Below are 26332 nucleotides of genomic sequence, written 5' to 3' on the forward strand. Positions count from 1 at the left end.
GCGCGCTCCGGCCTTACAGGCCCCATCCCCCCGGTTGGTGGGAGCAGGCGCGCCAGGTTCTACCTGTAGTCTGCCACAGAGTGATCCCCTCCCGGTGGGCCAAGCTGGGCTCCCAGGGGAGGCCCTAGGCGAGGGATCCCGACCCAGGGGACAATGGCCACAGAGTGTCTGGGAAAATGCTATGGCTCATCGAGAACTGGCTCGCCTAGGGCGCTGGCTGGGAGTGGTCTTGGCGGGAGTGCTGCTGTTGGGGGCGATCGCCGCTTGCCAGCCCATCAGTGCCCCGCCGCCGGGCGTGACGCGCTTGACCCTGTGGCACGGCGTGAATCCGCCCCCCAACCGGGACGTCCTGCAAGGGCTGGTGGACCGCTTCAATGCAGAGCATCCAGACATTCAGGTCGAGCCGCTCTACATTGGCCAGGGCGATCAGCAAATGCCCAAAATTTTGGCGGCGGTGGTGGGAAACGCTTCGCCGGACATGCTCTGGTATCCGGCCTCTCTGACGGGGCAGCTGGTGGATCTGGGCGCGCTGCGATCGCTGGATGAATGGCTCGAAACCTCGCCCCTGGGCGATCAGATCGATCCCGCCCTCTTCGAATCCATGCGCTTCAATGGCCAAACCTGGTCGATTCCCTTCGCCACCAATAACTTGGGCCTGTTTTATCGGCCCAGTCTCCTCGAAGCCGCGGGCATTTCCCCACCCCTGGAAACCTGGGAGGAGCTCCGTCAGGCGGCCCGCCAGCTAACCCGCGACCTAGATGGCGATGGCCGAGTCGACCAGCACGGCATTTTGCTGTCCCTGGGAAAAAGTGAGTGGGTGGTTTTTACCTGGCTGCCGTTTATGTGGAGCGCGGGCGGTGAGTTTGCGCCCAATCTGGCCGCGCCCACGGTGGGGCCTCAGGACGTGAATTTGCTCAATCCAGGGGCGATCGCCGGTTTGCAGCTGTGGCAAAACCTAGTTGAGGATGGCTCAGCGGTCCTCTCCCAGCCGGAGCGGGGCTATGAGCTCGATTCCTTTTTGGCGGGGAAGGTGGCCATGCAGCTCACTGGCCCCTGGACCCTGGGTCAGCTTCAGGACCTCGACGTGGACTACGCCGTCATGCCGATCCCCCAGGCCCAGCAGCCTGCTACGGCAGTGGGCGGCGAGAATCTGTTTTTCTTCAAGACCACGCCGGAGCGGGAGCGGGCGGCCTGGACCTTTGCCGAGTACGTCCTGAGTGAGGCCTTCCAAACTGAGTGGGCCTTGGGCACAGGCTACTTGCCGGTCAATCTCAGGTCTCGCCAGAGCGACGCCTACCAGGCCTTTGTGGCGGACCAGCCAGCCCTCAAGGTTTTCCTGGAGCAGAGCCAGTTTGGGCGATCGCGTCCCCTGTTTCCGGGATACAGCCGCATCTCCGAGAACCTGGGGCGGGCCATCGAGGCGACGGTGCTGCGCCAGAGCTCGGCCGAAGCAGCCCTCCAGACCGCCCAGCAACGCATTGACCTGATTTTTGGCCGTGCCCAAACGGCCTCCCCCGCTGCGGCGGAGTCTGATCGCGGAGCCTAGGTCCGGCGGGCTGCGTAGAGCGCGGCTCCGATCAGGCCGACTTGAGGGTTGAGGATGACGTGGACCGGCACTTTCTTGATCAGAGAACTGATGCGGCCCTTGTCATTGAGCGATCGCAGGAAATCCCCCTGCTGTAGCAGCGGCAGATTTTTGGCCGCGATGCCCCCGGCGATGTACAGCCCCCCATAGGGCAAAAGCTTGAGGGCGAGGTTGCCCGCCTCAGCGCCGTAGGCCTGCACAAACAGCTGCATCGCTTGGCCAGATAGGGGATCGCGTCCGGCCAAGGCTGCTAGAGAAATCACCGCTGCTGGATCGGTGCTTTTGTCCGTTTGGCCTGCTTCTGCTTCCCAGGTGCGCACTGTCTGGGCCACGTCGGGCGACTCGTTGGCCGAGCCGCGATCGCGCAAAAACTGATAAATCGCCACGATGCCTTGGCCAGAGACCACCCGCTCCACCGAAACCCGCAAAATATTGTGCTTGTCCAGCAGGTACCTCAGCAGCTGAAACTCCAGCTCTGAGCGGGGTGCAAAGTCCGCATGCCCCCCTTCGGACGGGTAAATTTGATAGTCGCCTTCCTGGGGGATCAAAAAGCCTTCGCCCAGGCCAGTTCCCGCTCCGATCACGCCAATGGGTGCGTTGGCCTGGTACTCACCCGCCTGGAGCGTATGCAGATCCGACGGCTCTAGGCCCAAGACTCCATAGCCGACCGCTGCAAAATCATTGATGAGCGTGACTTGATCGATATTGAGCTCTTGGCTGAGGCGATCGCCATCTAGATCCCAAGGTAAGTTGGTTAGCTTGCAGGTATTGTTGACCACAGGGCCAGCGATCGCAAAACAGGCTCGCTGAGGATGGAGGGTTTCGCCCGTCTCCTGGGCCGCTGCCGCCAAGAAGTCTCGCACTAGCGGGACCAAGCTTCGATAATGGCCGCTGAGGTAGCGTGCTTCGTAGCGTGGCACCAGCCGAAAGGGGCGATCGCCGCTGCCCGCATCACTCTGCACCAGCCGCAAAATCGTCTTTGTGCCACCAATATCGCCTGCCAGTAATAGCGCCATAAACTTATCGTTTTCTCCTAGACCGAATTCTCAGCGACTCTAGCACCACATTCGCCTTGGGATCGCTGACCCCCACTCTACGATCGCTGCTCCCCTTTCGCCCAGCTACCCCAAACGAAAAACGCCTCCCCTAGGGGAGGCGTCATCGGTTATCTACGGTGTAGCGAACCGAGTAGATGCAAACTTATTAGCCGTGGATGGCAGGAGCTTGCAGAGCAACCGGCATTTCATCGCCAGAAGCCAGGTCAAGGGGGAAGTTGTGAGCGTTGCGCTCGTGCATCACTTCCATACCCAGGTTCGCGCGGTTGAGCACGTCAGCCCAGGTGCCGACCACTCGACCTTGGCTATCCAAGACCGACTGGTTGAAGTTGAAACCGTTCAGGTTGAACGCCATGGTGCTGATGCCCATCGACGTGAACCAGATGCCTACCACCGGCCAAGCGCCGAGGAAGAAGTGCAGAGAACGGCTGTTGTTGAAAGAAGCGTATTGGAAGATGAGACGACCGAAGTAGCCGTGGGCTGCAACGATGTTGTAGGTCTCTTCTTCTTGACCGAACTTGTAGCCAGCGTTCTGAGACTCGTTCTCGGTGGTTTCACGCACCAGAGAAGAGGTCACCAGAGAGCCGTGCATGGCGGAGAACAGCGAACCACCGAAGACACCAGCCACACCGAGCATGTGGAAGGGGTGCATCAGGATGTTGTGCTCAGCTTGGAACACGAACATGAAGTTGAAGGTGCCGCTGATGCCCAGAGGCATACCGTCAGAGAAGCTGCCTTGGCCGATCGGGTAGATCAGGAACACTGCGAAAGCTGCAGACAGCGGAGCGCTGTAAGCAACGCAGATCCAAGGACGCATGCCCAGGCGGTAGCTCAGTTCCCACTGACGCCCCATGTAGCAGCTGATGCCGATGAGGAAGTGGCAAACGACGAGCTGGTAAGGGCCGCCGTTGTACAGCCACTCATCGAGGGAAGCAGCTTCCCAGATGGGGTAGAAGTGGAGGCCGATAGCGTTGGAAGAAGGAACAACAGCACCAGAGATGATGTTGTTGCCGTACAGCAGGGAGCCAGCAACGGGCTCACGGATACCGTCGATGTCGACGGGGGGTGCTGCAACAAAAGCGATGATGAAGCAAACGGTTGCGGTCAGCAACGTGGGGATCATCAGCACACCGAACCAGCCCACATACAGGCGGTTGTCGGTGCTGGTCACCCAGCTGCAAAAACGCTCCCATAGGCTACCACCCTCCCGACGTTGGAGTGTTGTAGTCATGATGAGTTATTAGTGCCTTTGAACGAAAGGACAGAAATGAATGAAGAGGAATAAATCAAGCAGGTCAAAATATGTTGCCCGCTTGTTTTAGAAGTTTACATTAGCTTTTCTTGTTTATCAGTTAAGTAGTGTATATATTTTGCGAACTTAGTTGTACATGGTTGAAGTTTTCGAAAAATTATCTTGATTCTTTTACAGAAACTTTGAGGTTTTCTCGCAACTTGTTTACAGATTGTAAATAGGCATTAAAAATAAACTCTGAAAAATCTTGATTGAAAAGGTTTTTGGCCGTTTTTCTTCAAGGTCTTCCAGAGATGAAACTGAGCGATCGCTCTCAAAAATATTTAGTTTTGTATTGTTTATCGAAGCGCTAAAAGTCGAAATAAATGTAGGGAAGACCGCCCTGTGGTGCCAGCAGCCACACGATGAAAATGCATAGGGGAATCAGCATGGCTTTGATCGGGGGGCTGAGCTGGAGTTTGAGCCCGCGCTGCAGCGTATAGGCAAAGCCCATTCCAGCGGCGATCGTCCCCAAGATCACCCAGATTTGTGCCGGAGACATGCTGAGGGCTTCGACATAAATCTTCTGCGTAAACTGAGCGTCTGCTGTTTGGCCCCACAGGCGACGGATCACCAGACTCGAGTCTCGAAGATCGGGCAGCCGGAAGAAAATCCAGGTGATAAAGACCATCGCCTGGGTGAGGCTCCAAGCAACCAACGTGCCAGGCAGACTGGCCCAAAAGGCCTGAGCCCACGGGGAGCCTTTTGCATGGGCATCGGTGAGGCGATGAACCGCGAGGGCCACGCCATGGAGCGCTCCCCACACGATGAAGCCCCAAGCGGCTCCGTGCCAGATGCCCGCCAGGACCATCACAATCATGAGATTGACGCAGGTGCGGCCGAGGCCTTGGCGAGAGCCCCCGAGGGGGAAGTACAGGTAGTTGCGCAGCCAGTCGCCGAGGGTCATGTGCCAGCGCCGCCAAAAGTCCGCAATGCTGGTGCTGAGATAGGGAAAATTGAAGTTGGGCGGCAGGCTAAAACCCAGCAGAAGGGCGCTGCCCAAAACGATATCAACGTAGCCGCTAAAGTCCAGATAGAGCTGGAATCCATAGGCGATCGCCCCGAGCCAAAGATCGCTGCTGCCGGCCCGCTGGAGATTACCAAAAATCAAGTCAACAACAGTGCCCAGATTGTCGGCTAGTAGTCCTTTTTTGATAGCGCCACAGGCAATTAGCCAGAGGCCTTCTACAACTTGATTGGGCGTCGGTATTTTGAGGGTTTGGAGCTGCTTCGCAAAGGGATGATAGCGAGTAATAGGGCCAGAAATCAGCTTAGGGAAAAAGAATTTGTAGCTAGCAAACTTGAGAAATTGCTGGGTGGCTGGGGCGCCTCGATAAATATCGACGAGATACGCAATATTTTCGAAGCAGAAAAAGCTAATGCCCAGAGGAACAACGAGGCTTTCGCTAATCCAGTCAGCCTGGACTGCGGCCGCTGGCAAGTTGAGGAGAGTGCCCAGCGATCGCAAGACGAAGGGAATGTATTTGTAGCTGAAAAGCAGCAGAAGATTGAGCGCAATACCTGCCCACAGAAGCGCCAGACGGCTGCGGTTCCAGTCCTGCTGGGCAAACTGCCAGTTTTCGTTGGAAATGCGCCAGTCTAAAGGGCGGCTCAGGACCAGACCCAGCCCGAAGTTGAGCCCCGTAAATCCCATCAGCAGCCCCAAGGTGACGAGCAGCCCTGAGAAGTTCTGCGGCTGGGATGCCGAATAGAAAATGAGGCTGGCAACCAGCAGAACCCACAGCCGCTGGGACTGGTGCTGGGCTAGCCAAAATAGGGTGATGACGCCACCGAGAAAAAGCGCGTAGAGCAGAGAAAGAAGAGTCATGGGCCGGTTTGAAGGGCGCTAGGTCTGGCAATGAGGGCAGGATGCGCCAACAGAAGGCGATCGCTAGCACTCTACAGCAATTTGCGCCTGTCGATGTAGGACATCAGGGAAGCGGCCCCAAAGCTCTCGATTCTCTCAAGTTGGTCGGCATGCCGGAGGCTGTGCGAGGGCTCCGGCCCTCTTTGCTACATCCAGGAACTCTTGCGGTTGCGGGCCTCAGGACTATTTTCAATTTCCTGCTGCACCTTCTCTAGGGACCAGCCCCGGCCCAGGCAGCGCGACCAGGTACGCAGTCCTGCGGGATCGGCCTCCCGTTGCAGAGAGCTTTGATACATCTGGCTAATCAGAACCTGCGCCTCGCGGCTAGAAGCGACCTTGAGTCTTACCTTGCGCACTGACCAGCCCCTTCCCAGTCGGTCGGCCCAGGTCTTTAGGCCGCGGTAGTCTGCCGGACGCCCCAGCACTTCCTGATAAATGGCGTGAATCTGTGCCTCAACCTCGGGAGACAGGTAGGAAGCGGCGTCGATGTTGCTGCCAATCAGGTTGGTCCCCTTGAGATTTGTCTGGCTCAGGACAGCGTTTTCGAGATTGACGCCGATGAAATTGGCGTTGGCCAGATCGGCGTTGGCGAGGATGGCATTCTCGAGGTCGGCTCCTCGCAGATCGGCCCGCTCGAAGTTGACACCGGCTAAGTTTGTGTCGATCAAGTTGGCGCTGCCGAGCTGGACCTTTTGCAAGTTGGCGCCTTGTAGGTTCGCACCGCGCAAGTTGATGTGTTTCAGGTTTGCGCCCTCGAGGTTTGCGCCGGCGAGGTTGCTGTTTTTGAGGATGGCATCTTCCAGGTTGCTGCCCTGGAGGTCGGCGCCCTGGAGGTCAACAGCGGTCAGATCGGCGCTGCGCAGGTCACAGCTTTGGCACTGCTTGGTGTTGATAAGTCGCTGCACATCTGCGCGGGAGTCAGCCTTGGCAGGGGCTCCAAGGCTGGCGATGAAGACTAGGCCGGTGGCAGCCCAAAAAATAGGTTTCATAGGTTGATGCGCTCAGAGAATCACGGTTATCCGGTGCGTGGTTACCCTATGTGGCTGTTGAAGGTGGTAGACCGGTAGTGAACCCTATTGGGGAACCGAACGCTGGTGGGGGGCGATCGCCCGACTCCTCTCACACTTTTTAGCTTAAGGTCTGACCTTCCTTCTTGGGAGAGCCCTAGCGCAAGATTCCATACATCTTCACGCGGACAGGCTGAGGGGACCGTGTGAAGCAGCTTTAGGAGGAGCGGCGAGGTCGTTTGAGATTTTTCAGACGGGCCTGAAGGCTGGAGATGTCCTCAGAGTTTCGACCCCCGTAGCGCCAGCTGACGTAGGCGTGAATAATGTCGTTGGCCGTGTTGGCCACCTGAGGACCGCTCGTGTGCGATCGCTGGCGTAGGGTTTCAGCGTACTCCAAGGGAGTCTGGGAAGGCCGCTTTTGCCAGCCCCACTGGGCCATCAGCCCCAGGAGTTGCTGATAGAGCCGCTCCATAGGCGGTAGTTTGGCGAGCCAGCGCTGACGCCGCCAGCTGCGCCAGCGACCCCAGCCCAACCAGCCCAAGAAGCTCAGGCCGACCAGCAGCAAAAGACCCGCAAATAGGCCAACCCAGCCGCGGAACAGAAGCTGCAAAAACCAGGCAATGACGCCCCCAATGACCTGGCCCAAAACGCCAAAAACCCGCGATAGCCAGCCGCTCACCGGCGAGGGCAAGAAGCCAGCGACCCACTGCCAAAACTTGCGCAGCAGGCTAAAGGCTTGGCTCTCTTCGATCGAGGGCGGCGTGAGTTCGTGGCCGGGAATCGGGTCAAAGGCAAACCACCCGTAGCGCGGGAAGTAAACCTCGGTCATGGCGTAGGCGTCGGTGTTCTTGACGATGTAGAGGCCGGTAAAGGGGTTGAATTGACCGGGGCCAAAGCCGACGACCAGGCGGGCGGGAATGCCGACGGAGCGCAGCATGATGGTCAGCGCTGTGGAGAAGTGGTCGGGATAGCCGCCTTCGTACTCGAAGAGGAACGCTGAAACCAAATCCTCTTGGGCTTCTAGGAAGGGGAGATCGGGCTGGAGGCTGTAGCGCTGCTTGAGGTACTGGGCCAGGTACAGCGAGGTTTCGTAGGGATTGGTGAGGGGCTTGGGGGAGGCGGCGATGATTTCTTCGGTTCGCGATCGCACCCGATCGGCGATCGCCTCCGGCACCTCCAGATACTGCCGCTCAACGAGCGCAGGGTAGTTCGTCCCTGCTTGTCCCAAAGCCGCCCGATCGCGGAAGGGCACATCGGAAACGACGGTGTAGGTGACCCCCTCTAGCAGGGTCAGGGGCGATCGCAAGCCGCCCTCTGGATCCACGGCGATTTTGTCGACGGGAAAGTACAGCTCATCGGGCTGCGTCATGGCCGGGATCAGGTTCGTCAGATCCGAAACCACCGTGTAGGTTTGGATCACTTCCCGATGGCGGCGCAGAGGAGCCGTGCGCGGCAAATAAAACTGATAGGACCAGCGGGGTCGCTCTAGGTTTGTCACCTGGTCATTGCGGGACACCTCCCAGCCCTGGCCGGTGTAGCGATCGAAGGACAGCACGCGCCAAAAGCCCTCTGCCTGCGATCGCACGCGCAAAACTGTTTTTTCCTCGAGCTCTCCCCGCAGGTTTTGGTTGATTTTGGTATTGAAGCCGTAGTAGTAGGTGGGATCCATTTGGCCCGCCCCTTCGGCAGGCGAGTTGCCCTGGCCGCCACCGCCCTCTTCTTCTGCATCCTGATTGGGGCCGCGAGAATACCCCGGATTGATCACCTGACGACCGTCAAATTCCCCTTGGAACTCCACCGGCGCGCTGACCGGGAACGATCGCAGCTGATAGCCGGGCAGTCTCGGCAAGCAGGCAAAAATGACCAAGCCGCAGCTGACCACTGCCAAAAAGAACAGGCCCAAGCGCTTGGTCGAAAGGTCTGGCCCGAGGGTCTTCTGGAGATTTTTGGGATGGAGGACCTGGGTGACTAGGCCGAGGCGGGAGCGATAGTCCAGCACCAGCACCGGTAGGGCGATCGCCAAAAACAGCAGCAGGAACGGCCCAAAAGCCAGCGTTTGGCTCAAGGTGCCAGCCACGCCCAGCAAAATCAGACCGATCACGACGGAATAGCCCAAGTCTTTGCGGCGCGGCAAATCAAAGCTGTGTAGCACCTGAAGCTGCACCAGCAGCTCGGCCAGCACCAGGCGAGTATCATTCAGCTCGCCCACCAGCCGCGCAAAAAAAGCCCCCAAGGAAATCAGCATTCCGATGGCGAGGCAAAACTTCATGGCGATGTTGCGATCGCGCCGGTGCTGCCAGCTCCACACCGCCCCCAAAATGCTGAGAGGCACCGCCCAAAAACTGCGGCCCGTCGCCTCTGCCGCATTCGCTGCGGCCACATCCAGCGCAATGATACCCACCACTACCAGCGCCTGAGCCATCACCCGCAAGGGCAGCGAATCCTCAGGCTCTGGGAGTTCACCAGCATTGATTTGTCGTTGCCACCGATCCAGCAGTGAAGAACGGGGCGATCGCGGGGAGGTTGACGGATTAGCCATCGGCCTGAGACAGTCCTCATCAACAAGCAGCGCCAGCGCATCGATCGCAAGTCCGCAATCAATACGCTGGCGCTATCCTAGCGTGTCTAAGGCGATCGCGTCCTCCGCTACCTCGCCCCAGCGCTGCCCGTCACCCCAATCATCATCCGCAGCGGCAAAGCTTCCTCCGCATCCGAAAGCTCCACCTCCAGCGCGTACTCCTCGCCCACCTGGGGATAGGCCAGCTCAACGCACAGATTGCCCGGACCCCCACACTGGGAAAACGACTCCGCCATAGCGCCCTGAAGCTGCAAACTACCGCTGCCGGGCAGCGCTCCTTCCACCCGCAGCCAGGGCAGACCGTCCTGGAGCAGGTACTGGACCCTCAAAGTCACCGGGCCCAGCGCCGTCAGCCACTGCCGCTCGGCCTGCGCTTGATCGGCCCCAACTGCAATGCGCAGCGACGAAAGAATCTCGCGAGCTGCCAACAAGGACAACACCATCTGCTGAGCCGGATCCGCTGTCTCATAGCTGCGGGGGAAATGCTCCCGCGCCGTTTCTGACAGAGTCGCTGTCCCAGATCGCAGCGGCGACACTAGCACCAGGCCCGCCAGATGATTGAGCGTGGGGGCCTGGCCGGGAAATAGGGCCTCCACCGCCTGAACGAGCTTGGCGCCCTCTTGCAAAGCACTGTGCATGATGGCTTGGCAACGCTCCAAAATTTGACCCAGCACAATTTCAGGCACTGGTACAGGAAGCGCCGTCTGAAGCTGCTTTAGCCACAGAGCCGCTGGAACTTCTTGGGGAATCCGGACGTCTGACAGAATATCGTCAGATTCGGGCTCATAGTCCAAAATTTGCGTCTCCCACGGGAACAAAGGCGGGTGGCGCTGGATATCGGTTTGCAACCGACGTTTGATTAGGGCGTGAAAACGATCTTGTACGGTGGACATTTCTCTTGATTTGAGTGGTTGATTCCCCACTGATAGCGAGTCGCCTTCGAGCGACGACAACTCGAGAGGACCAAAGCTGCTAACTTCTGCCTCTAGGGGGTCTAGCGCCTCAGCATGGGGGGAATGAAAGGCGTTTGAATCAGCGTCATTATCCGCAGCCACAGGATGCACCGAAGGGAACGCTTCGGGAGGAAGGTTCGTGGCGCGATCGTGAGCACCCGAAAACTCGTCTGGGCTGGAGTGCTCTCCCGAAGGAGGCTGAAGCGGGAGAGAGTCCTGTAGCAACCAGCTCAAAAAACTTTGCTGAAACGCTTCTGGTTCCCTATTCATCGGTCGATGCCCCTGTTCCGGATATTAATTGGTTACGAATTTCCCAGGCCTGTTCTAACAGCTTGGACCACTGACGCTGCACCTGAGTCAAGCTACAACCCAGTTTTTGGGCGATCGCCCCATCGGGCTGTCGAGCCTGCTTCAGCTCCAGCAACCTTGCCTGGGATACCGTGATGCGTTGCTGAAGCTCTTGCCACTGTTGCGGCGTCAAACCCAAGTTTTTCTCTAAGTCTGCCTCAAGCCACTGATGAACCAACTCCCATTCGTGGGAAAGCGCAAACCGGATCAGATGGTACTTAAAGCGCTGCTGTAAGTAATCCCGCTCTCGGGGCGTCAGGCCCATATGCGCCTCAATCTCGCTAGCGGAGAAGTCCTTGAGCCGCAGCTGAAAATACTCCGCGCAGTCGGCTTGCTTGCGCTGCTTGAGATAGGCCGTCAGCTCATTGATGACCTTGGTGCGCAGCGTGGCTTCTGGCGCATCGTTGTCCTGAGCTACCATCTGGTCGCGGACCTGCTGGAGCGAGGCCGCTCCCCAGCTTTGGTCGTCCTCTGGGATGGCGCCTTCGGCGGCCTGCTCGATATCCACAAGAGCCTCTTGGGGCTGCTGCCGCGAAAAAGTTTGGGCGCGCAAGATGACGAGCTGCTGCTTGCGCCGCCCCGGCAAAGGGATGGGGCGCTTGGCATAGCGCTCGCAAAAGGCCATGTATTCGGCCAGCTCCAGCAGCGTGGCGGGCGAGTAGCGATCGCCCAGCTCAGCTTCGCGCCGAAAGGCATTGAGAGCTTCGAGGTAAAAGCTCTGCAAAAAGTCCTCAATCAGTAAAACCCGGGCCTGATAGCTGGCGTGGGCTTGGGGCGGACTGATGTAGCGATAGACAATGGCGCTGAGGGTGCTGTGCAGCTCGACCCGGCCCTGACGAGATTTGAGGCGATAGTAGCGCAAGCACTGCTGCAGGCGATGGCGCGCAAGGGTCATCGCCCAGGCCTCCGATTGCCCCGAGTCTTGAATTCGCTGACTCTCGAGACAAATCCGAGAGACCTCAGCGCTCAGGCGGCCCGCCACGGCTCGACAGTCGACCTCAGAAGCCCGTGTGGACTGCCGAAGTTCCTGAAAGATGAACTGAAAGGTCGCCTCCACGCGCTTGCAGATCTCCCTGAAGTCGCAAATGATTACCACAGACCCTAGCACAGGGCTTTCGGCGGCTCTGGGGCCTGGTTTTCGCAGCCCGTCCGCCAAGCCTGACTGGGAAATTTTGCCCAGCTTCGGGCAACGCGTCCCAATACAGACCCGTGACTTGATCGTTCAGCGATATTGCGGCTCATCAGGAAACTTAACCCTTTTGAGCCAAAAATCTTTGAATTGTTCGCTCAAAAGGGTGCTGCTGGCCTGAAAAAGGGGCGATCGCCCGCGAGAGAGGGCTGGGAAAAGCCACAAAGCCCGCGATCGCCCCCAAAAGCGCAGCCCATCGACCCCGAAAAGACGGCTAAAATCCGCGAGATTGCCAGAATCGAGGACTAGACTGAGGAGGGTAGTTCGTTATTCAGTTGCCCATGGATCTCGATCAACAGCTCAGTGTGCTGCTAGAAGAAGCGCCCCAGGACGGCAGCACTCCTGCGGCGATCGCCGCGATCGCCCCCCTGCTCAAACAAATTGCGCTCCAGCTGCGCCACCGGGAATACTACATTCGCCAATCCCTCGATCAGCAGTGGATGCTGACCGAGCTGGTCCAGCGGGGCCAAACCGAAACCACCAAAACCGTCATCTACGCCTTTCCCAGCCTGAACGACGCCGCCTCCGGTGCCAAGGGAGCCCAAGATCCGCGCTTGATGGCGCTACCGGTCCCCGTCACCCACATCTTGTTTCAGATGCTTGCCCTCGAAGGCGTCGATAGCATCATCTTTGTTGAGACCCCCGGAGATCCCAACTCTGGCGTAGAAGTGCAGCGATCGATCCTGCAAGCCCTGGTTCGAGAACAGCTTATCCAGCTGAGCTCCCCGCCGATCCCGCCCGACATTGCCTAGACCACTCCAGCGGCTCAGCCCAGGGAGCGCGCGTTTTAGTAGAGGCGGCTCAGGACGTAATCCGTCAGCCGGAGCAGAGCCTGCCGAGAATCGGAAGCGGGGAGATCGGCGAGGGCCTCCACGGCGATCTTGGCGTGGCTTGCCGCTAGCTCGCGCGATCGATCCAGACCCTGGCTCGTCTGCACCAGCTCTAGGGCCTTCTCGAGGTCTCCCTCCTGGGTGAACTCGCGCTCAATAATAGCTTCCAGGTAAGGCTGCTCCTCCAGTGCGTAGAGCGCCGGTGCCGTCAGGTTACCGCTCTTGAGATCGGAGCCAGCTGGTTTCCCCAGGGACTCCGCTGACCCCGTGAAGTCCAAAATGTCGTCAACGATCTGGAAGGCCAAGCCCATGTGCTTGCCGTAGCGGTACAGGTTGTCGGCCATTTCTGGCGAAACTTCGCTGAGCAAGCCAGCTGCCTTGGCGCTGTTGGCGATCAAAGAAGCGGTTTTGTAATAGCTTTTGTCGAGATAGGCCTCGATGGACAGACCGGTGTCAAACTGCGTCAGGCCCTGGCGAATTTCGCCCTCGGCCAAGTCCATGATCACTTCCGAGAGCAGCTTGACGACGGCGAGGTTATCCAGGTTGGCCAGATACCAAGATGCCTGGGCAAACAAAAAGTCCCCGGCCAGCACAGCCACGCGGTTACCAAAGCTGCTGTGAACGGTGGGGACACCTCGGCGAAGCTCTGCTTCATCGACGACATCGTCGTGAACCAGGCTGGCGGTGTGAATCATTTCAGTAATTTCTGCGAGGCGGCGATGACGAGGGGTCACGCCTTGGTCCGGTAGGGTCGCTCGCGAAATCAGCAGAACTACTGCTGGCCTCAGTCGCTTTCCGCCCGCCCCAAACAGATGCTCTGCTGCAGCATACAGAATGGGATGTCGGGCACCCACCAGCTTTTTTAAGTTTTCCGTCAGCAATTGCAAATCTGACTCGACTGGGGAAAAGAGTGATGTTGCTGAGGTCATGGACTGGCTGGCTCAGGCAGTAAGTTACGAAATTTTACATATCTTATACACATTCTAAGTCAAGCCCTTGGGTTGTGAAACAAATCCGATGGTTTTCTTGTCCCTCTGGCTTAAAAAGTCTGGTTTGCGGTGCTTTGAGGGCGATCGCATTTTGAGCGGCTTGGAGCCCGATCGCGTTTTGGGGGACTTCCTCGGCCTGCTCGATCGCCCCGTCGCGGCCATGGAGCCTGGGGCGATCGCCCTGAAACTAGCCAAGATTGGTTCAAAAACTGTATCAACAAACACAAAAAACAGATTTTGAAAACGGGATGGGGGCTAAATCAGGCCGCGGAGTGATTTTTGAGCTCTCAACAAAAAATAAACCCCTTGAGGGACAAGGATTTGGGCGAAAGTGTAATTTTGTAAAAAATGTTCAAACTCACCCTTCCTGAGTCTTCTGCGAAGGGAGATGCTGTGTTAGCCTTAACATTAAGGATTTCATCATCAATTCAATAGCTAATTACCCAGAACCGCGCTTCTAAAGCGAGTGTGCTGGTGGTAAGCATCCATGCCTTGATCAGCGAAAACCACGGGGTTCTCGTTTGATTGCAGTTTGCAGCGAACCGATTGCTTCGGCATGAGGTGACTGGCGTTGTGAGCCTGGATTGAGCCACGCACTTGCCGAGCGATCGCAGCGGTTTCAGTGGGTATTTGGTGCAGCAAAGTAGGTGTTTGCAATTCATGGCGATTTGCAAAATGTCTGCCTGCCATTCGATTTGGAATCCTTTGCTCCTCTATTTGCTGCAACCGGATCTTGCCATGACTTACCGCGACATTCCGCTCCTGATTCCTGCCCTGGCCACGGTGTATCTGCTGACGGTGTATGTGCTGTTGGCCTTGGTGCAGCGTGCTCGAACGTGGCGTCGCCCTCAGGGATAGGGCATGGGTCTGCTGCGATCGCTGCCGCGGGCCAAATAGCCAAAAATGAGAGGCTGCTGGGTGGGATTCTCCCGCTGAGCAGCCTCTTTACTGTTTCTGGCCTGGGGCCAATTTTTCGGTTCCGCCATCCAGTATTCTCGTTATTGGCTTGTTCGCATAGAGACTCATGCTAGATCTAACTGGGAAAAAGGCTTTAGTTACGGGTATTGCCAACAATCGCTCCATTGCATGGGGGATTGCGCAGCAGCTTCATCAGGCTGGGGCCACACTGGGGATTACCTACTTGCCCGACGACAAGGGCCGCACCGAAAAGAAGGTGCAGGAGCTGGTGGAGCCCCTCAATCCCAGTATCTTTGTGCCTTGCAATGTCCAAGATGATGCTCAAATTGACAGCTGCTTCCAAATGGTGAAGGAGCAGTGGGGCGAGTTTGATATCTTGGTTCACTGTCTGGCGTTTGCGGGCAAAGATGAGCTGACGGGCGACTTTAGCGGCACCTCTCGCGAAGGATTTGCGCGGGCGCTGGACATTAGCGCCTACTCCCTGACGCGCCTCGCAGCGGCGGCAAAGCCGATGCTGCGCAGCGGTGGCAGCATCATCACGCTGACCTACCTGGGCAGTGTCCGCGTGGTGCCCAACTACAACGTGATGGGCGTGGCCAAGGCGGCGCTGGAGTCTAGCGTGCGCTACTTGGCGTCGGAGTTTGGTCCCCAGGCGGTGCGGGTGAACGCGATTTCGGCCGGTCCGATCCGGACCTTGGCGTCTTCGGCAGTGGGCGGCATTTTGGACATGATCCACCACGTGGAAGAGGTGGCTCCTCTGCGCCGGACGGTGACGCAGCTGGAAGTGGGGAATGCAGCGGCGTTCCTGTGCAGCGACTTGGCGAGCGGCATCACGGGCCAGGTGCTGTATGTGGATGCGGGCTACGAAATGATGGGCATGTAGTGTCTCTGGCAGGGCGATCGATAATGAAAAGAACGATCGCCCGCTGCGATTCTCAGAGCGATCGCCTTGGGCGAGATCATTTTTTCTTCGAAAATTCCTATGCAGACACGTGAATCCCAGGTTCCTTCCCAAAGTTTGAGCGGGTTGGTGACAGAGCGCATTGCGTCGGTCAGCCGCAAGACGGGCGAAACCGATGTCCAGGTGACGATCAATCTGGACGGAACGGGCCGCTGTAGCGCGAATACGGGAATTCCGTTTCTAGACCACATGCTGCACCAGATTGCGTCCCACGGCTTGGTGGATCTGGAGGTGCGCGCGGTGGGCGATATCGAAATCGACGATCACCACACCAACGAAGATGTGGGAATTACGCTGGGTCAGGCGCTGGCTCAGGCCTTGGGCGATCGCAAGGGCATCTATCGCTTTGGCCACTTTGTGGCGCCCCTCGATGAGGCTTTGGTGCAGGTGGCGCTGGATTTTTCGGGACGCCCGCATTTGGGCTATGGCCTGGAGATTCCGACCCAGCGCGTGGGGACCTACGATACCCAGCTGGTGCGGGAGTTCTTTGTGGCGCTGGTGAATCACGCCCAGATGACGCTGCACATTCGCCAGCTAGACGGCATTAATTCTCACCACATTATCGAGGCGACTTTTAAGGCCTTTGCGCGATCGCTGCGGATGGCAGCCGAGGTCGATCCGCGCCGCGCCAACACGATTCCCAGTTCTAAGGGGGTCCTGTAGGACGCCGAGCCCAAGGGGCTCGCGGTGAGGCGCAACAGCGAATACTGCCTGAACGGCTGGACTTGGGGGCGATCGCCCCCATTTTTTTGGGCCTTTCTTGCAGCGAGCCATGTAGTGCTGCATGGGGGGCATAAAAGAGGCGATCGCCTTTCTGGGGCCAGCTCTCAACCCTTCGAGGGCTGCGACCTCGGGAGTCGGCGGTTATGATGGTAAGAATTGACATTTCTTTACATTTCGATGCTTCTTTCTCCCGGCAGCATTAAGAAAATTCAAGCGTCCTTCAAAGAGAAAGTCTTGTTTGGCAATGAGCCCAGTCCCGAGCTGGTCGCCATTCTCTTGGTCTACTTTGTCCAGGGGATTTTGGGGTTGGCTCGACTGGCCGTGAGCTTCTTCTTGAAAGACGACTTGGGTCTGACGCCGGCCCAGGTCTCGGCGCTGATGGGAATTGCGGCGATTCCCTGGGTCGTGAAGCCGCTGTTTGGCTTTCTCTCGGATGGATTGCCAATTTTTGGCTATCGGCGGCGGCCCTATTTGGTGCTGTCGGGACTGTTGGGGACGCTGTCCTGGGTCGCTTTGGCGACGGTGGTCGATAGCGCTCTGACAGCAACCGTGGCGATCGCCCTGAGCTCGCTGTCGGTGGCCGTTAGCGACGTGATCGTCGATTCGCTGGTAGTCGAGCGGGCTCGATCGGAGTCGGCGAGCGAAGCCGGATCGCTACAGTCGGTTTGCTGGGGTGCCTCGGCGGTGGGCGGCATTCTCACCGCTTACCTGAGTGGCTTCCTGCTCCAGCACTTCAGCGTTCAGGTCGTTTTCCTGATTACCTCCTCCTTTCCCCTGGTCGTGTCTGGAGTGGCCTGGCTGATTAGCGAAACTCGGGTAGAGCGTGGCTCGGACTGGTCGGGCGTCACTACCCAGGTGCAGCAACTGTGGGGAGCCATTTCTCAAAAGTCCATTTGGCTGCCTACGGCTTTCATTTTTCTTTGGCAGGCGACGCCGACCGCTGACTCCGCTTTTTTCTTCTTCACCACCAATGAACTGGGCTTTGATGCAGAGTTTCTGGGTCGGGTCCGCTTGGTGACCAGCGTGGCATCGCTGCTGGGAATTTGGCTGTTCCAGCGATTCCTCAAGGCGATTCCGATCCGCGTCATCCTGGGCTGGACGACCGTGATTTCAATGCTGCTGGGCCTGACCACCCTGCTATTGGTCACCCACGCCAACCGCAGCCTCGGCATTGACGATCACTGGTTCAGTCTGGGAGATAGCTTGATTTTGACGGTGATGGGCCAGATCGCCTACATGCCCATTTTGGTGCTGTCGGCGCGTCTCTGTCCGCCGGGGGTCGAGGCGACACTCTTTGCCCTGCTGATGTCGCTGTGGAACCTAGCAGGCCTGCTGTCCCAGGAATTTGGGGCGATCTTGACCCACTGGCTGGGCGTGACGGAGACCAACTTCGACAAGCTTTGGCTCCTGGTGACCCTGACCAATCTCAGCACTCTGCTGCCCTTGCCTTTGCTGGGGTGGCTCCCGGAAGGGGCGTCTCAGGATGTGCCGGTGGTGGAAGCGCCGACAGTGCCGGCACCCGCAGCTTTGAGCGAGGCGGAGCAGCCGGAGGTGCCGGCGCTGTCGAGCCTGGTGCCAGGGAGGCTGCGATCGGAGCCGCTGGAAGAGCCGGTGGACTAGAGCGGCAAAAATGCCCGCTATCTGGGGTGAAAACGAATTCTGCTTTGTTTGTGAACTGTTCTGAACCTGCGATCGCCTGCTATGCAAAACGCTCAAGCTTCTCAATCTAAGACTGGACCTCAAGGGCCTGCATTCCAGCGTCGAGACTGGCAGCGAGGCTACGAATCTCTGCGTCAGGAGTCGGCCTACTGGATTGACTCGATAGAGGGAAAGATTCCTGAGACGCTTCAGGGGACGCTGTTTCGCAACGGGCCGGCGCTGTTCGATCGCGGTGGGCAGTCGGTGCAGCATCCCTTTGATGGCGATGGCATGATCTGCGCGATCGCCTTTTCGGGCGGACGGGCCTACTTCCAAAATCGGTTTGTCCGCACCCAGGGCTTTGTTGAGGAGCAGCAGGCTGAGCGGTTTCTGTATCGCGGCGTCTTCGGCACCCCAAAGCCGGGCGGTATCCTGGCCAATGCCTTTGACACCCGCCTCAAAAATATTGCCAACACCCAGGTGATTTATTGGGGCGGCAAGCTGCTGGCCCTCTGGGAGGCCGCCGAGCCCCATCGCCTGGACCCGTGGACCCTGGAAACCCAAGGACTCGATCGCCTGGATGGGCTCTTGCAGCCAGGAGACGGCTTTGCGGCCCACCCGCGCTTTGACCCTAGCGCTGACATCACGAGCGGGGCGCCCTGCTTGGTCAACTTCTCCATTAAGCCGGGGCTATCGACCAAAATTCAGGTCTTTGAGTTTGCCCCTGACGGCAGCCTGGTGCGCCAGCAGTCGCGATCGGTGCCGGGGTTTGCCTTCATTCACGACTTTGCGATCACGCCCAACTACTGCATCTTTTTCCAAAATCCGGTTTCCTTTAATCCGCTGCCCTTCTTGGTGGGATTGCAGGGAGCGGGCGAAGCGGTGAAGTTTCAGCCGGATAAACCGACGCGGATGCTGGTGATTCCGCGACGTCCGGAAGCGCCGATGCAGGTCTTGGAGGCTCGCTCGGGGTTTGTCTTCCACCACGCCAATGCCTTCGAAACGGAGGAGGGGCTGGTGGTGGACTCGGTGTGCTACGACTCATTGCCGACGGTGGAGTCGGGGGTGGACTTTCGGGAGGTGAACTTCGCGGCGCTCGATCCGGGGCAGCTGTGGCGCTTCAAGCTGGACCTGCGGGCCGGGGCTGTGACCTCGGAGCGCCTAGAGGTCCAAAGCTGCGAGTTCCCGACGATGCACCCGGACTATGTGGGTCGACCCTACCGATACGTGTATGTGGGGGCAGCCCATGAGCCGACGGGAAATGGGCCGCTCCAGGGAATTTTGAAGCTGGATTTGGCGGGGGGCGATCGCCAGTTTTGGAGTGCGGCGCCCAAGGGATTTATCAGTGAGCCGATCTTTGTGCCCAAGCCTTCTTCTCAGTCGGAAGATGACGGCTGGCTGCTCTCCATGGTCTATGACAGCGCCAACCATTGCTCGGAGCTGGTAATTTTGGACGCTCAGCAGGTCTCGGCGGGGCCGATCGCCCGTCTGCGCCTCAAGCACCATGTGCCCTACGGCCTCCACGGGACGTTTGTGCCGGAGTATTTTGGTCCTGCGCCTTTGTCTGCGGGAGCTTGAGCCTCAGAAGCTTTGTCAGCGGGCGATCGCCCGCTGATTTCCTGCCGAAAAGGGCGGCAACTGACTGTCAAGGTCTGTTAAGCTCTGCGGTAGAACTAGGCACGAGCTCCTGGGACGCGCGAAGACACTATGAAATTTAGTATTGTCATCACGACGTACAATCGCCTTTCTCTGCTGCGGCGGGCGATCGCCTCTTCGCTTGCTCAAACGGTGCCCTGCGAAGTGATTGTCATCGATGACTGCTCCTCGGACGACACGGAGGCCTACGTGCGCAGCCTGGGCGATCGTGTTCTGTACCACCGCAACGCCACCAATCAGGGCCACTCTGCCGCCGTAAATTTGGGGGTTCAAAAAGCCTCAGGGGACTGGATCAAGCCCCTCGATGATGATGACTATCTGGCTCCGGACTGCCTTGAGGGAATGCTGGCGGCGATCGCCCAGCGCCCCGAGGCGGTCATTTGTTCCTGCCAGGCAGCCCAGGTCAACGAGCAAGAAGTTGAGCTGAGCCGCACTCGCCGCGTTGGCACCCGCGATAGCTTTTATGTGCCCCAGGAAGACATTCACTACGGCATGCTGCTGGAGTGGCTGCCCTTCGGCACGCCCGCACAGGTGGCCTTTCGCCGGGATGCCTTCTTGCAGTCGGGCGGCTGGGACTCCAGTCTTGACACAAACTGCGATGACATCGACTCGTGGATTCGCATTGCGCAGTATGGGGATGCGATTTTCCTCAATCGCTGCCTGGCCTACCGCACCGTGTGGCCCCAGGCCTACAATCGCCGGTTCCCAGTGCAAAAGCGCTTTGAGACCAACCTGCTGATGAAGCAAAAAATTTATCAGGCGGTGAGCGATAAACATCGCCAGCAGGTCCCGCCCTTTGCGGCTATTCACAACTACCTCCGGCTGCACTGGTCCCTGGTTGCCCTCAAGCAGCGCCAATTGGGACCGGCGATCGCCCTCATGGGACCGGCGATCGCCTCCTGGCCAGCGTGGCAGCTGCTTTTGCAGGCCCGAGCCGGTGGCGCCAAAGCCGCCGCCAAATCTGCCCAAACCATCCAGCAGATTCCCTTGTTGCCCTCTTCTCCGGGGCCTGCGGCGGCGCTCGGCTCCGGCAATGGCGAATAATCTGCTAGTGTGGCGTGTCCCTAGTCGCCCGCCCCAAACGCTAGAACCGCGTTTTGGCCGCCAAAGCCAAAGCTGAAACTCAGGCAGTACTCGCCGGTGGCGGGCTGGCGGGTGCGCACTAGGTTGAGATCAAAGTTTGGAGTTTGCAGCCCCGTGCAGGGCGGTAGTTCCTGATGCCCTAGGGCCAGCAAGCAAAAAGCCGCCCCCAGGGCTCCAGAGGCTCCCAGCGTATGGCCGGTGGCCCCTTTTGTGGAGCTGACTGCTGGCCCAAAAGGGAACAGCGTCTGAATCAGATCCGCCTCCTGCTGGTCGTTGAGGCGCGTGCCGGTGCCGTGGGCGTGAATGTAGTGAATGGCGGCGCTGGTCAGGCCGCTGCGACGCAAGCACTGCTCGACCGCCGCCTTGGCCCCGGCTCTGTGGGGGTCGGGGGCGCTGACGTGGTGAGCGTCGGCTGTTAGCCCTGCTCCGAGCACCCGCCCGTAGATTTTGGCGCCTCGCTGACGGGCGATCGCGGCCCGCTCCAGCACCAAAAACGCCGCGCCCTCTCCCAGCGCAAGGCCGTCGCGATCGCGATCGAAGGGCCGAGAAGTCTCTGTCGCCAAAGCCCCCATCCGCTGAAAGCCCGTCAGCGTCAAAGGCGTGATCGGCATATCGATCGCCCCTGCCAGCACCTGCTCGCACTGACCGGATTCAATCAGCATCATCCCCTGGGCGATCGCCCAAGCCCCCGTAGCGCAAGCAGCCATGGGCGAGAACACTGGACCCTGACTGCCGACCTGCCGAGCAGCGGCGATCGCCACTGACTGCGGCAAAGACGCCAGCCACGCTGCGCCCCCGGGAGCGTGCGATCGCCTCTGGAACGCCTCCGCGAATTGCTCCCACGCTCCCTGATAGCTGCGACTTGAGCCGATCACGACCCCCAGCGACCTCAGCGGCAGCGCCAAGCCCGCATCTTCTACCGCTTCCTGGATACCTTCGCCCAGAGCCGCTTCGAGGACGCTAGGCTGCGATCGCCAAAGCCCCAAAGGCCGGCTAGGCAGCTCCGCAAAAGGCTGAATCAAGCGCAACCCCGATTCCCCTGCCAAAACTCGCTGCCAGGTGCTCCGTCGATTTCCCAGACTGGACACCAGGCCAATGCCAGAAACAACAACCGTCACAAGTCCCTAGTGCCCAGCAACACCCAAGCGTCAGGGCTGGCTATCGCTAGCCGCCCCGGCCGGAGAAGGACTGGAACTGGACTGTGCCTGGCCCGCAGGCTGCTTGAGATTGTCCAGGCCGCTGGTGACCTCAGCCGACTCAATGCGATCGCCCTGCTGGATCTTGTCCACCACATCCATGCCCTGGGTCACATAGCCGAACACCGCATAGTTCCCGTCCAAAAACTGCAAATCTGCCAGCGCGAAATAGAACTGCGCAGACGCCGAGTTGGGAGCCGAAGAGCGCGCCATTGCCACTGCCCCCCGACGATGCTTCAGCTTAGGCACCTTAGAGACATTTCCCGCTTCCTCCAGCGTCTTGCCATAGATTGGCTGATTCGTGCCCTGGGGCACGATTTCTAGCGGAATGTAGCGAGTTTCCTGCGTTTCTGGATCCACAAAACTTCCGGTTCCCAGGCCAGCGGGTGGGAAATTGGGGTCCTTACTTTGGGGGTCGCCCCCTTGCACCACAAAAGGCTCCGGATCACGCACGACCCGGTGAAACACCAACCCGTCGTAAACGCCTCGCCGCACCAAATCTACAAAGTTACCCGCCGTAATCGGTGCATTGGTGCCATCCACCTCAATCACAATCGGCGAACCTTTCACCGTCATCGTGACCGTTGCTTTGCCATTGAGTCGAGGCAGGGCCGCCAACTCTGCCGATGCTCGGGGCGGAAGCGTACTGGCAGCAGGCGTCGTTGCCGAAGCACTGGCCGAAGCGTCGGGAGGCGTAGCCGCCTGCTGAGCAGAGCATCCTGAAAGCACCAGCGTCCCGAGAACGACAAAGGAGATTAACCATTGCTGAAAACGTGCGTGCATCTTCTGCTTACCTACCCAGTCAAAGCCGAACATCATCATATGCCATATCCGCGCACCGACCAGTTTGACTCTGGTGAAGTGCGTTGAAACCCTTGCAAAATATAGGTTTTGTCGATGTGCCAAGAATTTTTGACTGCCCTTTAGCGCTACAAATTCCTACACCTAGAGCGATCGCCCCAGTGTTCCCAAGCGTTCCTAAACTCGCTGAGAAAGACAGTTTTCACAGTCCAGAAACGAGCTGATCGGACCTAGAGACCTTCCAGAGGAACTTCCAGAAAGCGGGCAAGCTCAGCGCCCTGGGTTTCGAGCTGTGCCAGTGCCACCGGCTGCCCAACCCGGGTCAGCGGAATCTCACCTTTGCCCTTGATGCGCAGATAAATTGCTCGTTTGGGGTTGAGCCCCTCCTTGATTTCCACCCGCACAGCTTGCACGTCCTGCTGTTTGTAGTTCAGGTCGACCCGCCGATCCTTACCTGGAAATCCCCACCGAAAGATTTTGACAGTACCGGTTTCGCGATTGAACTCATTGAAGCCACCGCCCACATCCCACAGGATAACCAGCCATAGATAGGTCGCCAGCAGGATACCAGCGGTGCCGTAGAGTCCCATCACCAGACCCTGAGGAACGAAAATTAGCTCAGTTGGATCGGCAAAGGGGAGCAGGTTGACCTGAAAATAGCTCGATAGCCCAGCCAATAGGAAGCCCGTTGCCCCCATTGAAATGACCGTGGCCCAGAAATAATTGCTAAAGCGACGTGAACCCGTTATTTCTTGTCTTAGAAGTTTTTTATTGGTCGCGGTTTGCGCACTCATGGGCTTGCTCAACACAATGGGAAATTATCAAGACCAAACCTACAAATATTAGAGGATGATGGACAAGGACGGCGAACCATCGACGTTGCAGGATGAGCAAAGTGAAACCTTGCTGCGTCTATCGCACGTTTTGATTTATTGCAAGAAAACTTAATAAAAAGTTTCATCCTCTCATTTCACAACTGAAAATTAATGGATTGGATTGGTGTGCGCAAGGATGAAACTGCGAGCGGAACAGGAGGTTGTTGAGGGCCTCTGCTTGGAGATCGGCTCAGGTTGTCACACCACTGAAGGGAGTTTGAAAAGGCCTGGAATTCGTCTGAAATCTTGTTTCGGATTGTAAAAATTCTGATATTGAATATCATAATAAACGTATTAACCACCTGTAAGCTTGCAATTCTAGTAAGGCAAGAGGTTTTGATCCGATGACTATAGCAGTCGGACGCGCACAGGCCCAGCGAGGATGGTTTGACGTTCTCGACGACTGGCTGAAGCGCGATCGGTTTGTGTTCATTGGGTGGTCTGGTTTGCTGCTGTTCCCCTGCGCCTACTTGGCGGTTGGGGGATGGCTGACGGGGACCACCTTCGTAAGCTCGTGGTACACCCACGGGTTGGCATCGTCCTACCTGGAAGGATGCAACTTTTTGACCGTGGCGGTGTCGACACCGCCCAACAGCCTGGGACACTCCCTGCTGTTTTTGTGGGGACCTGAGGCCCAAGGGGACTTTGTCCGCTGGTGCCAACTGGGAGGTCTGTGGACCTTTGTCGCCCTGCACGGAGCTTTCGGGTTGATCGGGTTCATGCTGCGTCAGTTTGAGATTTCTCGACTGGTGGGCATTCGTCCGTACAACGCGATCGCCTTCAGCGCGCCGATTGCAGTGTTTGTGTCGGTGTTTCTGATGTACCCGCTGGGTCAGTCTGGCTGGTTTTTTGCACCGAGCTTTGGTGTAGCGGCGATTTTCCGCTTTCTGCTGTTCTTCCAAGGTTTCCACAACTGGACGTTGAACCCCTTCCACATGATGGGAGTGGCTGGCGTTCTGGGGGGTGCACTGCTGTGCGCGATCCACGGAGCGACGGTGGAGAACACGCTGTTTGAGGACGGCGAGAACGCGAACACCTTCCGGGCGTTCAACCCGACGCAGGCAGAAGAGACGTACTCGATGGTGACGGCGAACCGTTTCTGGTCGCAGATCTTCGGGATTGCGTTTTCGAACAAGCGCTGGCTGCACTTCTTCATGCTGTTCGTGCCTGTGACGGGCCTGTGGATGAGCTCGGTGGGTATCATTGGTTTGGGTCTGAACCTGCGGGCATACGACTTTGTTTCGCAGGAGATTCGGGCAGCGGAGGACCCTGAGTTCGAGACGTTCTACACGAAGAACATCTTGCTGAACGAGGGTATCCGGGCCTGGTTGGCACCGCAGGACCAGCCGCACGAAGGATTTGCTTTCCCTGAGGAGGTACTGCCCCGTGGTAACGCTCTCTAATGCTTCTATGGTGGCGGGTAACCGCGACCAAGAATCTTCCGGTTTCGCTTGGTGGGCTGGAAACGCCCGCCTAATCAATCTGTCTGGTAAGCTGCTGGGCGCTCACGTTGCCCACGCTGGCTTGATCGTCTTCTGGACGGGTGCAATGACCTTGTTTGAGGTTGCGCACTTTGTGCCTGAGAAGCCGATGTATGAGCAAGGAATTATTCTGCTCTCTCACCTCGCTACCCTTGGCTGGGGCGTTGGTCCCGGGGGTGAAGTTGTTGATACTTTCCCCTACTTTGTCGTAGGTGTGCTGCACCTCGTTTCTTCCGCTGTTCTGGGCTTGGGTGGTATCTACCACGCGGTTCGCGGTCCTGACACGCTGGAAGAGTATTCGTCCTTCTTTGGTTATGACTGGAAGGACAAGAACAAGATGACCACCATCTTGGGCATTCACCTGATCCTCCTGGGTCTGGGTGCGCTCCTGCTGGTTGCCAAGGCAATGGCCTTTGGTGGTCTCTATGACACCTGGGCTCCCGGTGGCGGTGATGTCCGCATCATTACCAACCCGACTCTGAACCCCGCTGTGATCTTCGGCTATCTGCTGAAGGCACCGTTTGGTGGCGAGGGCTGGATCGTCAGTGTGGACAACCTGGAAGATGTGGTCGGTGGCCATATCTGGATCGGTCTGATCTGCGTTGCGGGTGGTGTTTGGCACATTCTGACCAAGCCCTTTGGCTGGGCTCGTCGGGCATTCATCTGGTCTGGCGAAGCTTATCTGTCCTACAGCTTGGGTGCTCTGTCCCTGATGGGCTTCATTGCATCCACGATGGTGTGGTACAACAACACGGTTTACCCCAGCGAATTCTTTGGTCCGACGGCGGCTGAGGCTTCCCAGTCTCAAGCGCTGACCTTCCTGATTCGTGACCAGCGCCTGGGTGCAAACGTTGGTTCTGCTCAGGGTCCGACGGGTCTGGGTAAGTACCTGATGCGCTCTCCGACCGGTGAAATCATCTTCGGTGGTGAGACGATGCGCTTCTGGGACTTCCGTGGTCCTTGGCTGGAGCCCCTGCGTGGTCCTAACGGTCTGGATCTCAACAAGATCAAGAATGACATTCAGCCCTGGCAAGCTCGCCGTGCGGCTGAGTACATGACCCATGCTCCTCTGGGTTCTCTGAACTCTGTGGGTGGTGTGGCAACGGAGATCAACTCTGTGAACTTCGTGTCTCCCCGCGCATGGCTGTCTACCTCGCACTTTGTGCTGGCATTCTTCTTCTTGGTGGGTCACCTGTGGCATGCGGGTCGTGCCCGGGCAGCGGCAGCTGGTTTCGAGAAGGGTATTGACCGCGAAACTGAGCCCGTGCTCTCGATGTCTGACCTTGACTAATTTTGATTTAGCGCCAA

The 26332-nt window shown here is 58.2% G+C and carries 21 protein-coding genes; 10 read left to right on the plus strand and 11 right to left on the minus strand.

Annotation, left to right across the window (positions count from 1 at the left end):
• Window positions 1-181: 181 nt before the first annotated feature.
• A complete protein-coding gene (locus tag GEI7407_RS04630; RefSeq protein WP_015170970.1) occupies window positions 182-1546 on the plus strand; it encodes an ABC transporter substrate-binding protein in 1365 nt (454 codons plus the stop codon).
• On the opposite strand, the gene GEI7407_RS04635 is transcribed toward GEI7407_RS04630, so the two are convergent.
• The 7 genes from GEI7407_RS04635 to hetZ all read right to left on the minus strand — a co-directional run bounded on the left by GEI7407_RS04635 (window position 1543) and on the right by hetZ (window position 11741).
• Window positions 1543-2601 carry a glucokinase gene (locus tag GEI7407_RS04635; protein WP_015170971.1) on the minus strand — a complete coding sequence of 353 codons (1059 nt, stop codon included), beginning with the start codon at window positions 2599-2601 and terminating at the stop codon, window positions 1543-1545. The two genes, GEI7407_RS04630 and GEI7407_RS04635, sit on opposite strands and share 4 nt — an antisense overlap.
• 187 nt (window positions 2602-2788) lie before the next feature.
• Window positions 2789-3871, minus strand: coding sequence for a photosystem II q(b) protein (gene psbA, locus GEI7407_RS04640; protein ID WP_015170972.1), 1083 nt, complete (start codon window positions 3869-3871; stop codon window positions 2789-2791).
• Window positions 3872-4241: 370 nt separating this feature from the next.
• A complete protein-coding gene (locus GEI7407_RS04645; RefSeq protein ID WP_015170973.1) occupies window positions 4242-5759 on the minus strand; it encodes an MBOAT family protein in 1518 nt (505 codons plus the stop codon).
• A gap of 185 nt (window positions 5760-5944) precedes the next feature.
• Window positions 5945-6787: a pentapeptide repeat-containing protein gene (locus tag GEI7407_RS19335; RefSeq protein ID WP_015170974.1), complete on the minus strand. Its 843-nt coding sequence runs from the start codon at window positions 6785-6787 to the stop codon at window positions 5945-5947.
• 235 nt (window positions 6788-7022) lie between these two features.
• A complete protein-coding gene (locus tag GEI7407_RS04655; RefSeq protein ID WP_041268272.1) occupies window positions 7023-9344 on the minus strand; it encodes a DUF3488 and DUF4129 domain-containing transglutaminase family protein in 2322 nt (773 codons plus the stop codon).
• Window positions 9345-9451: 107 nt separating this feature from the next.
• The gene (locus tag GEI7407_RS04660; protein WP_150109721.1) at window positions 9452-10276 is read right to left on the minus strand and encodes a PatU; all 825 of its coding nucleotides are present in this window, start codon (window positions 10274-10276) and stop codon (window positions 9452-9454) included.
• Between the two features lie 322 nt (window positions 10277-10598).
• Window positions 10599-11741 (minus strand): heterocyst differentiation protein HetZ, encoded by a 1143-nt coding sequence (gene hetZ, locus GEI7407_RS04665; RefSeq protein WP_190274175.1) that lies wholly within the window; start codon window positions 11739-11741, stop codon window positions 10599-10601.
• A 413-nt stretch (window positions 11742-12154) separates the two neighbouring features.
• Here hetZ and GEI7407_RS04675 point away from each other — a divergent pair, with 413 nt between their 5' ends.
• Window positions 12155-12625 carry a hypothetical protein gene (locus GEI7407_RS04675; RefSeq protein ID WP_015170978.1) on the plus strand — a complete coding sequence of 157 codons (471 nt, stop codon included), beginning with the start codon at window positions 12155-12157 and terminating at the stop codon, window positions 12623-12625.
• A 35-nt stretch (window positions 12626-12660) separates the two neighbouring features.
• On the opposite strand, the gene sds is transcribed toward GEI7407_RS04675, so the two are convergent.
• Window positions 12661-13632 carry a solanesyl diphosphate synthase gene (sds, locus tag GEI7407_RS04680; protein ID WP_015170979.1) on the minus strand — a complete coding sequence of 324 codons (972 nt, stop codon included), beginning with the start codon at window positions 13630-13632 and terminating at the stop codon, window positions 12661-12663.
• 88 nt (window positions 13633-13720) lie between these two features.
• Between sds and GEI7407_RS04685 the strand changes: the two genes are divergently transcribed.
• From GEI7407_RS04685 to GEI7407_RS04715, 6 genes are all read left to right on the plus strand, one after another.
• Complete coding sequence (locus GEI7407_RS04685; protein WP_015170980.1) at window positions 13721-13933, plus strand: hypothetical protein; 213 nt, start codon at window positions 13721-13723, stop codon at window positions 13931-13933.
• A gap of 783 nt (window positions 13934-14716) precedes the next feature.
• On the plus strand, window positions 14717-15493 hold the full coding sequence (gene fabI / locus GEI7407_RS04695; RefSeq protein WP_015170983.1) for an enoyl-ACP reductase FabI: 777 nt from the start codon (window positions 14717-14719) through the stop codon (window positions 15491-15493).
• A 99-nt stretch (window positions 15494-15592) separates the two neighbouring features.
• Window positions 15593-16234 carry an imidazoleglycerol-phosphate dehydratase HisB gene (gene hisB, locus GEI7407_RS04700; RefSeq protein WP_015170984.1) on the plus strand — a complete coding sequence of 214 codons (642 nt, stop codon included), beginning with the start codon at window positions 15593-15595 and terminating at the stop codon, window positions 16232-16234.
• Window positions 16235-16471: 237 nt separating this feature from the next.
• Entirely contained in the window at window positions 16472-17914 is a 1443-nt protein-coding gene (locus GEI7407_RS04705; protein ID WP_015170985.1) for a folate/biopterin family MFS transporter, read from the plus strand.
• Window positions 17915-17995: 81 nt separating this feature from the next.
• Window positions 17996-19510: a carotenoid oxygenase family protein gene (locus tag GEI7407_RS04710; protein WP_015170986.1), complete on the plus strand. Its 1515-nt coding sequence runs from the start codon at window positions 17996-17998 to the stop codon at window positions 19508-19510.
• A gap of 129 nt (window positions 19511-19639) precedes the next feature.
• Window positions 19640-20632 (plus strand): glycosyltransferase family 2 protein, encoded by a 993-nt coding sequence (locus tag GEI7407_RS04715; protein ID WP_015170987.1) that lies wholly within the window; start codon window positions 19640-19642, stop codon window positions 20630-20632.
• Between the two features lie 20 nt (window positions 20633-20652).
• Here GEI7407_RS04715 and GEI7407_RS04720 read toward each other — a convergent pair whose 3' ends face one another.
• The 3 genes from GEI7407_RS04720 to GEI7407_RS04730 form a co-directional block, all read right to left on the minus strand.
• Window positions 20653-21789 carry a beta-ketoacyl-ACP synthase gene (locus GEI7407_RS04720; RefSeq protein ID WP_015170988.1) on the minus strand — a complete coding sequence of 379 codons (1137 nt, stop codon included), beginning with the start codon at window positions 21787-21789 and terminating at the stop codon, window positions 20653-20655.
• 30 nt (window positions 21790-21819) lie between these two features.
• Entirely contained in the window at window positions 21820-22650 is an 831-nt protein-coding gene (locus GEI7407_RS04725; protein WP_051030836.1) for a peptidylprolyl isomerase, read from the minus strand.
• 248 nt (window positions 22651-22898) lie between these two features.
• Window positions 22899-23462 (minus strand): photosystem I assembly protein Ycf4, encoded by a 564-nt coding sequence (locus GEI7407_RS04730; RefSeq protein ID WP_015170990.1) that lies wholly within the window; start codon window positions 23460-23462, stop codon window positions 22899-22901.
• Window positions 23463-23887: 425 nt separating this feature from the next.
• On the opposite strand from GEI7407_RS04730, the gene psbD reads away from it, so the two are divergent.
• Both psbD and psbC read left to right on the plus strand, forming a co-directional pair.
• Window positions 23888-24946 (plus strand): photosystem II D2 protein (photosystem q(a) protein), encoded by a 1059-nt coding sequence (gene psbD / locus GEI7407_RS04735; protein ID WP_015170991.1) that lies wholly within the window; start codon window positions 23888-23890, stop codon window positions 24944-24946.
• Window positions 24930-26315 (plus strand): photosystem II reaction center protein CP43, encoded by a 1386-nt coding sequence (gene psbC, locus GEI7407_RS04740; protein ID WP_015170992.1) that lies wholly within the window; start codon window positions 24930-24932, stop codon window positions 26313-26315. Before psbD ends, psbC begins: the two co-directional genes overlap by 17 nt.
• The last annotated feature ends 17 nt before the right edge of the window (window positions 26316-26332 follow it).

Source organism: Geitlerinema sp. PCC 7407 (assembly GCF_000317045.1).
GTDB lineage: Bacteria > Cyanobacteriota > Cyanobacteriia > PCC-7407 > PCC-7407 > PCC-7407.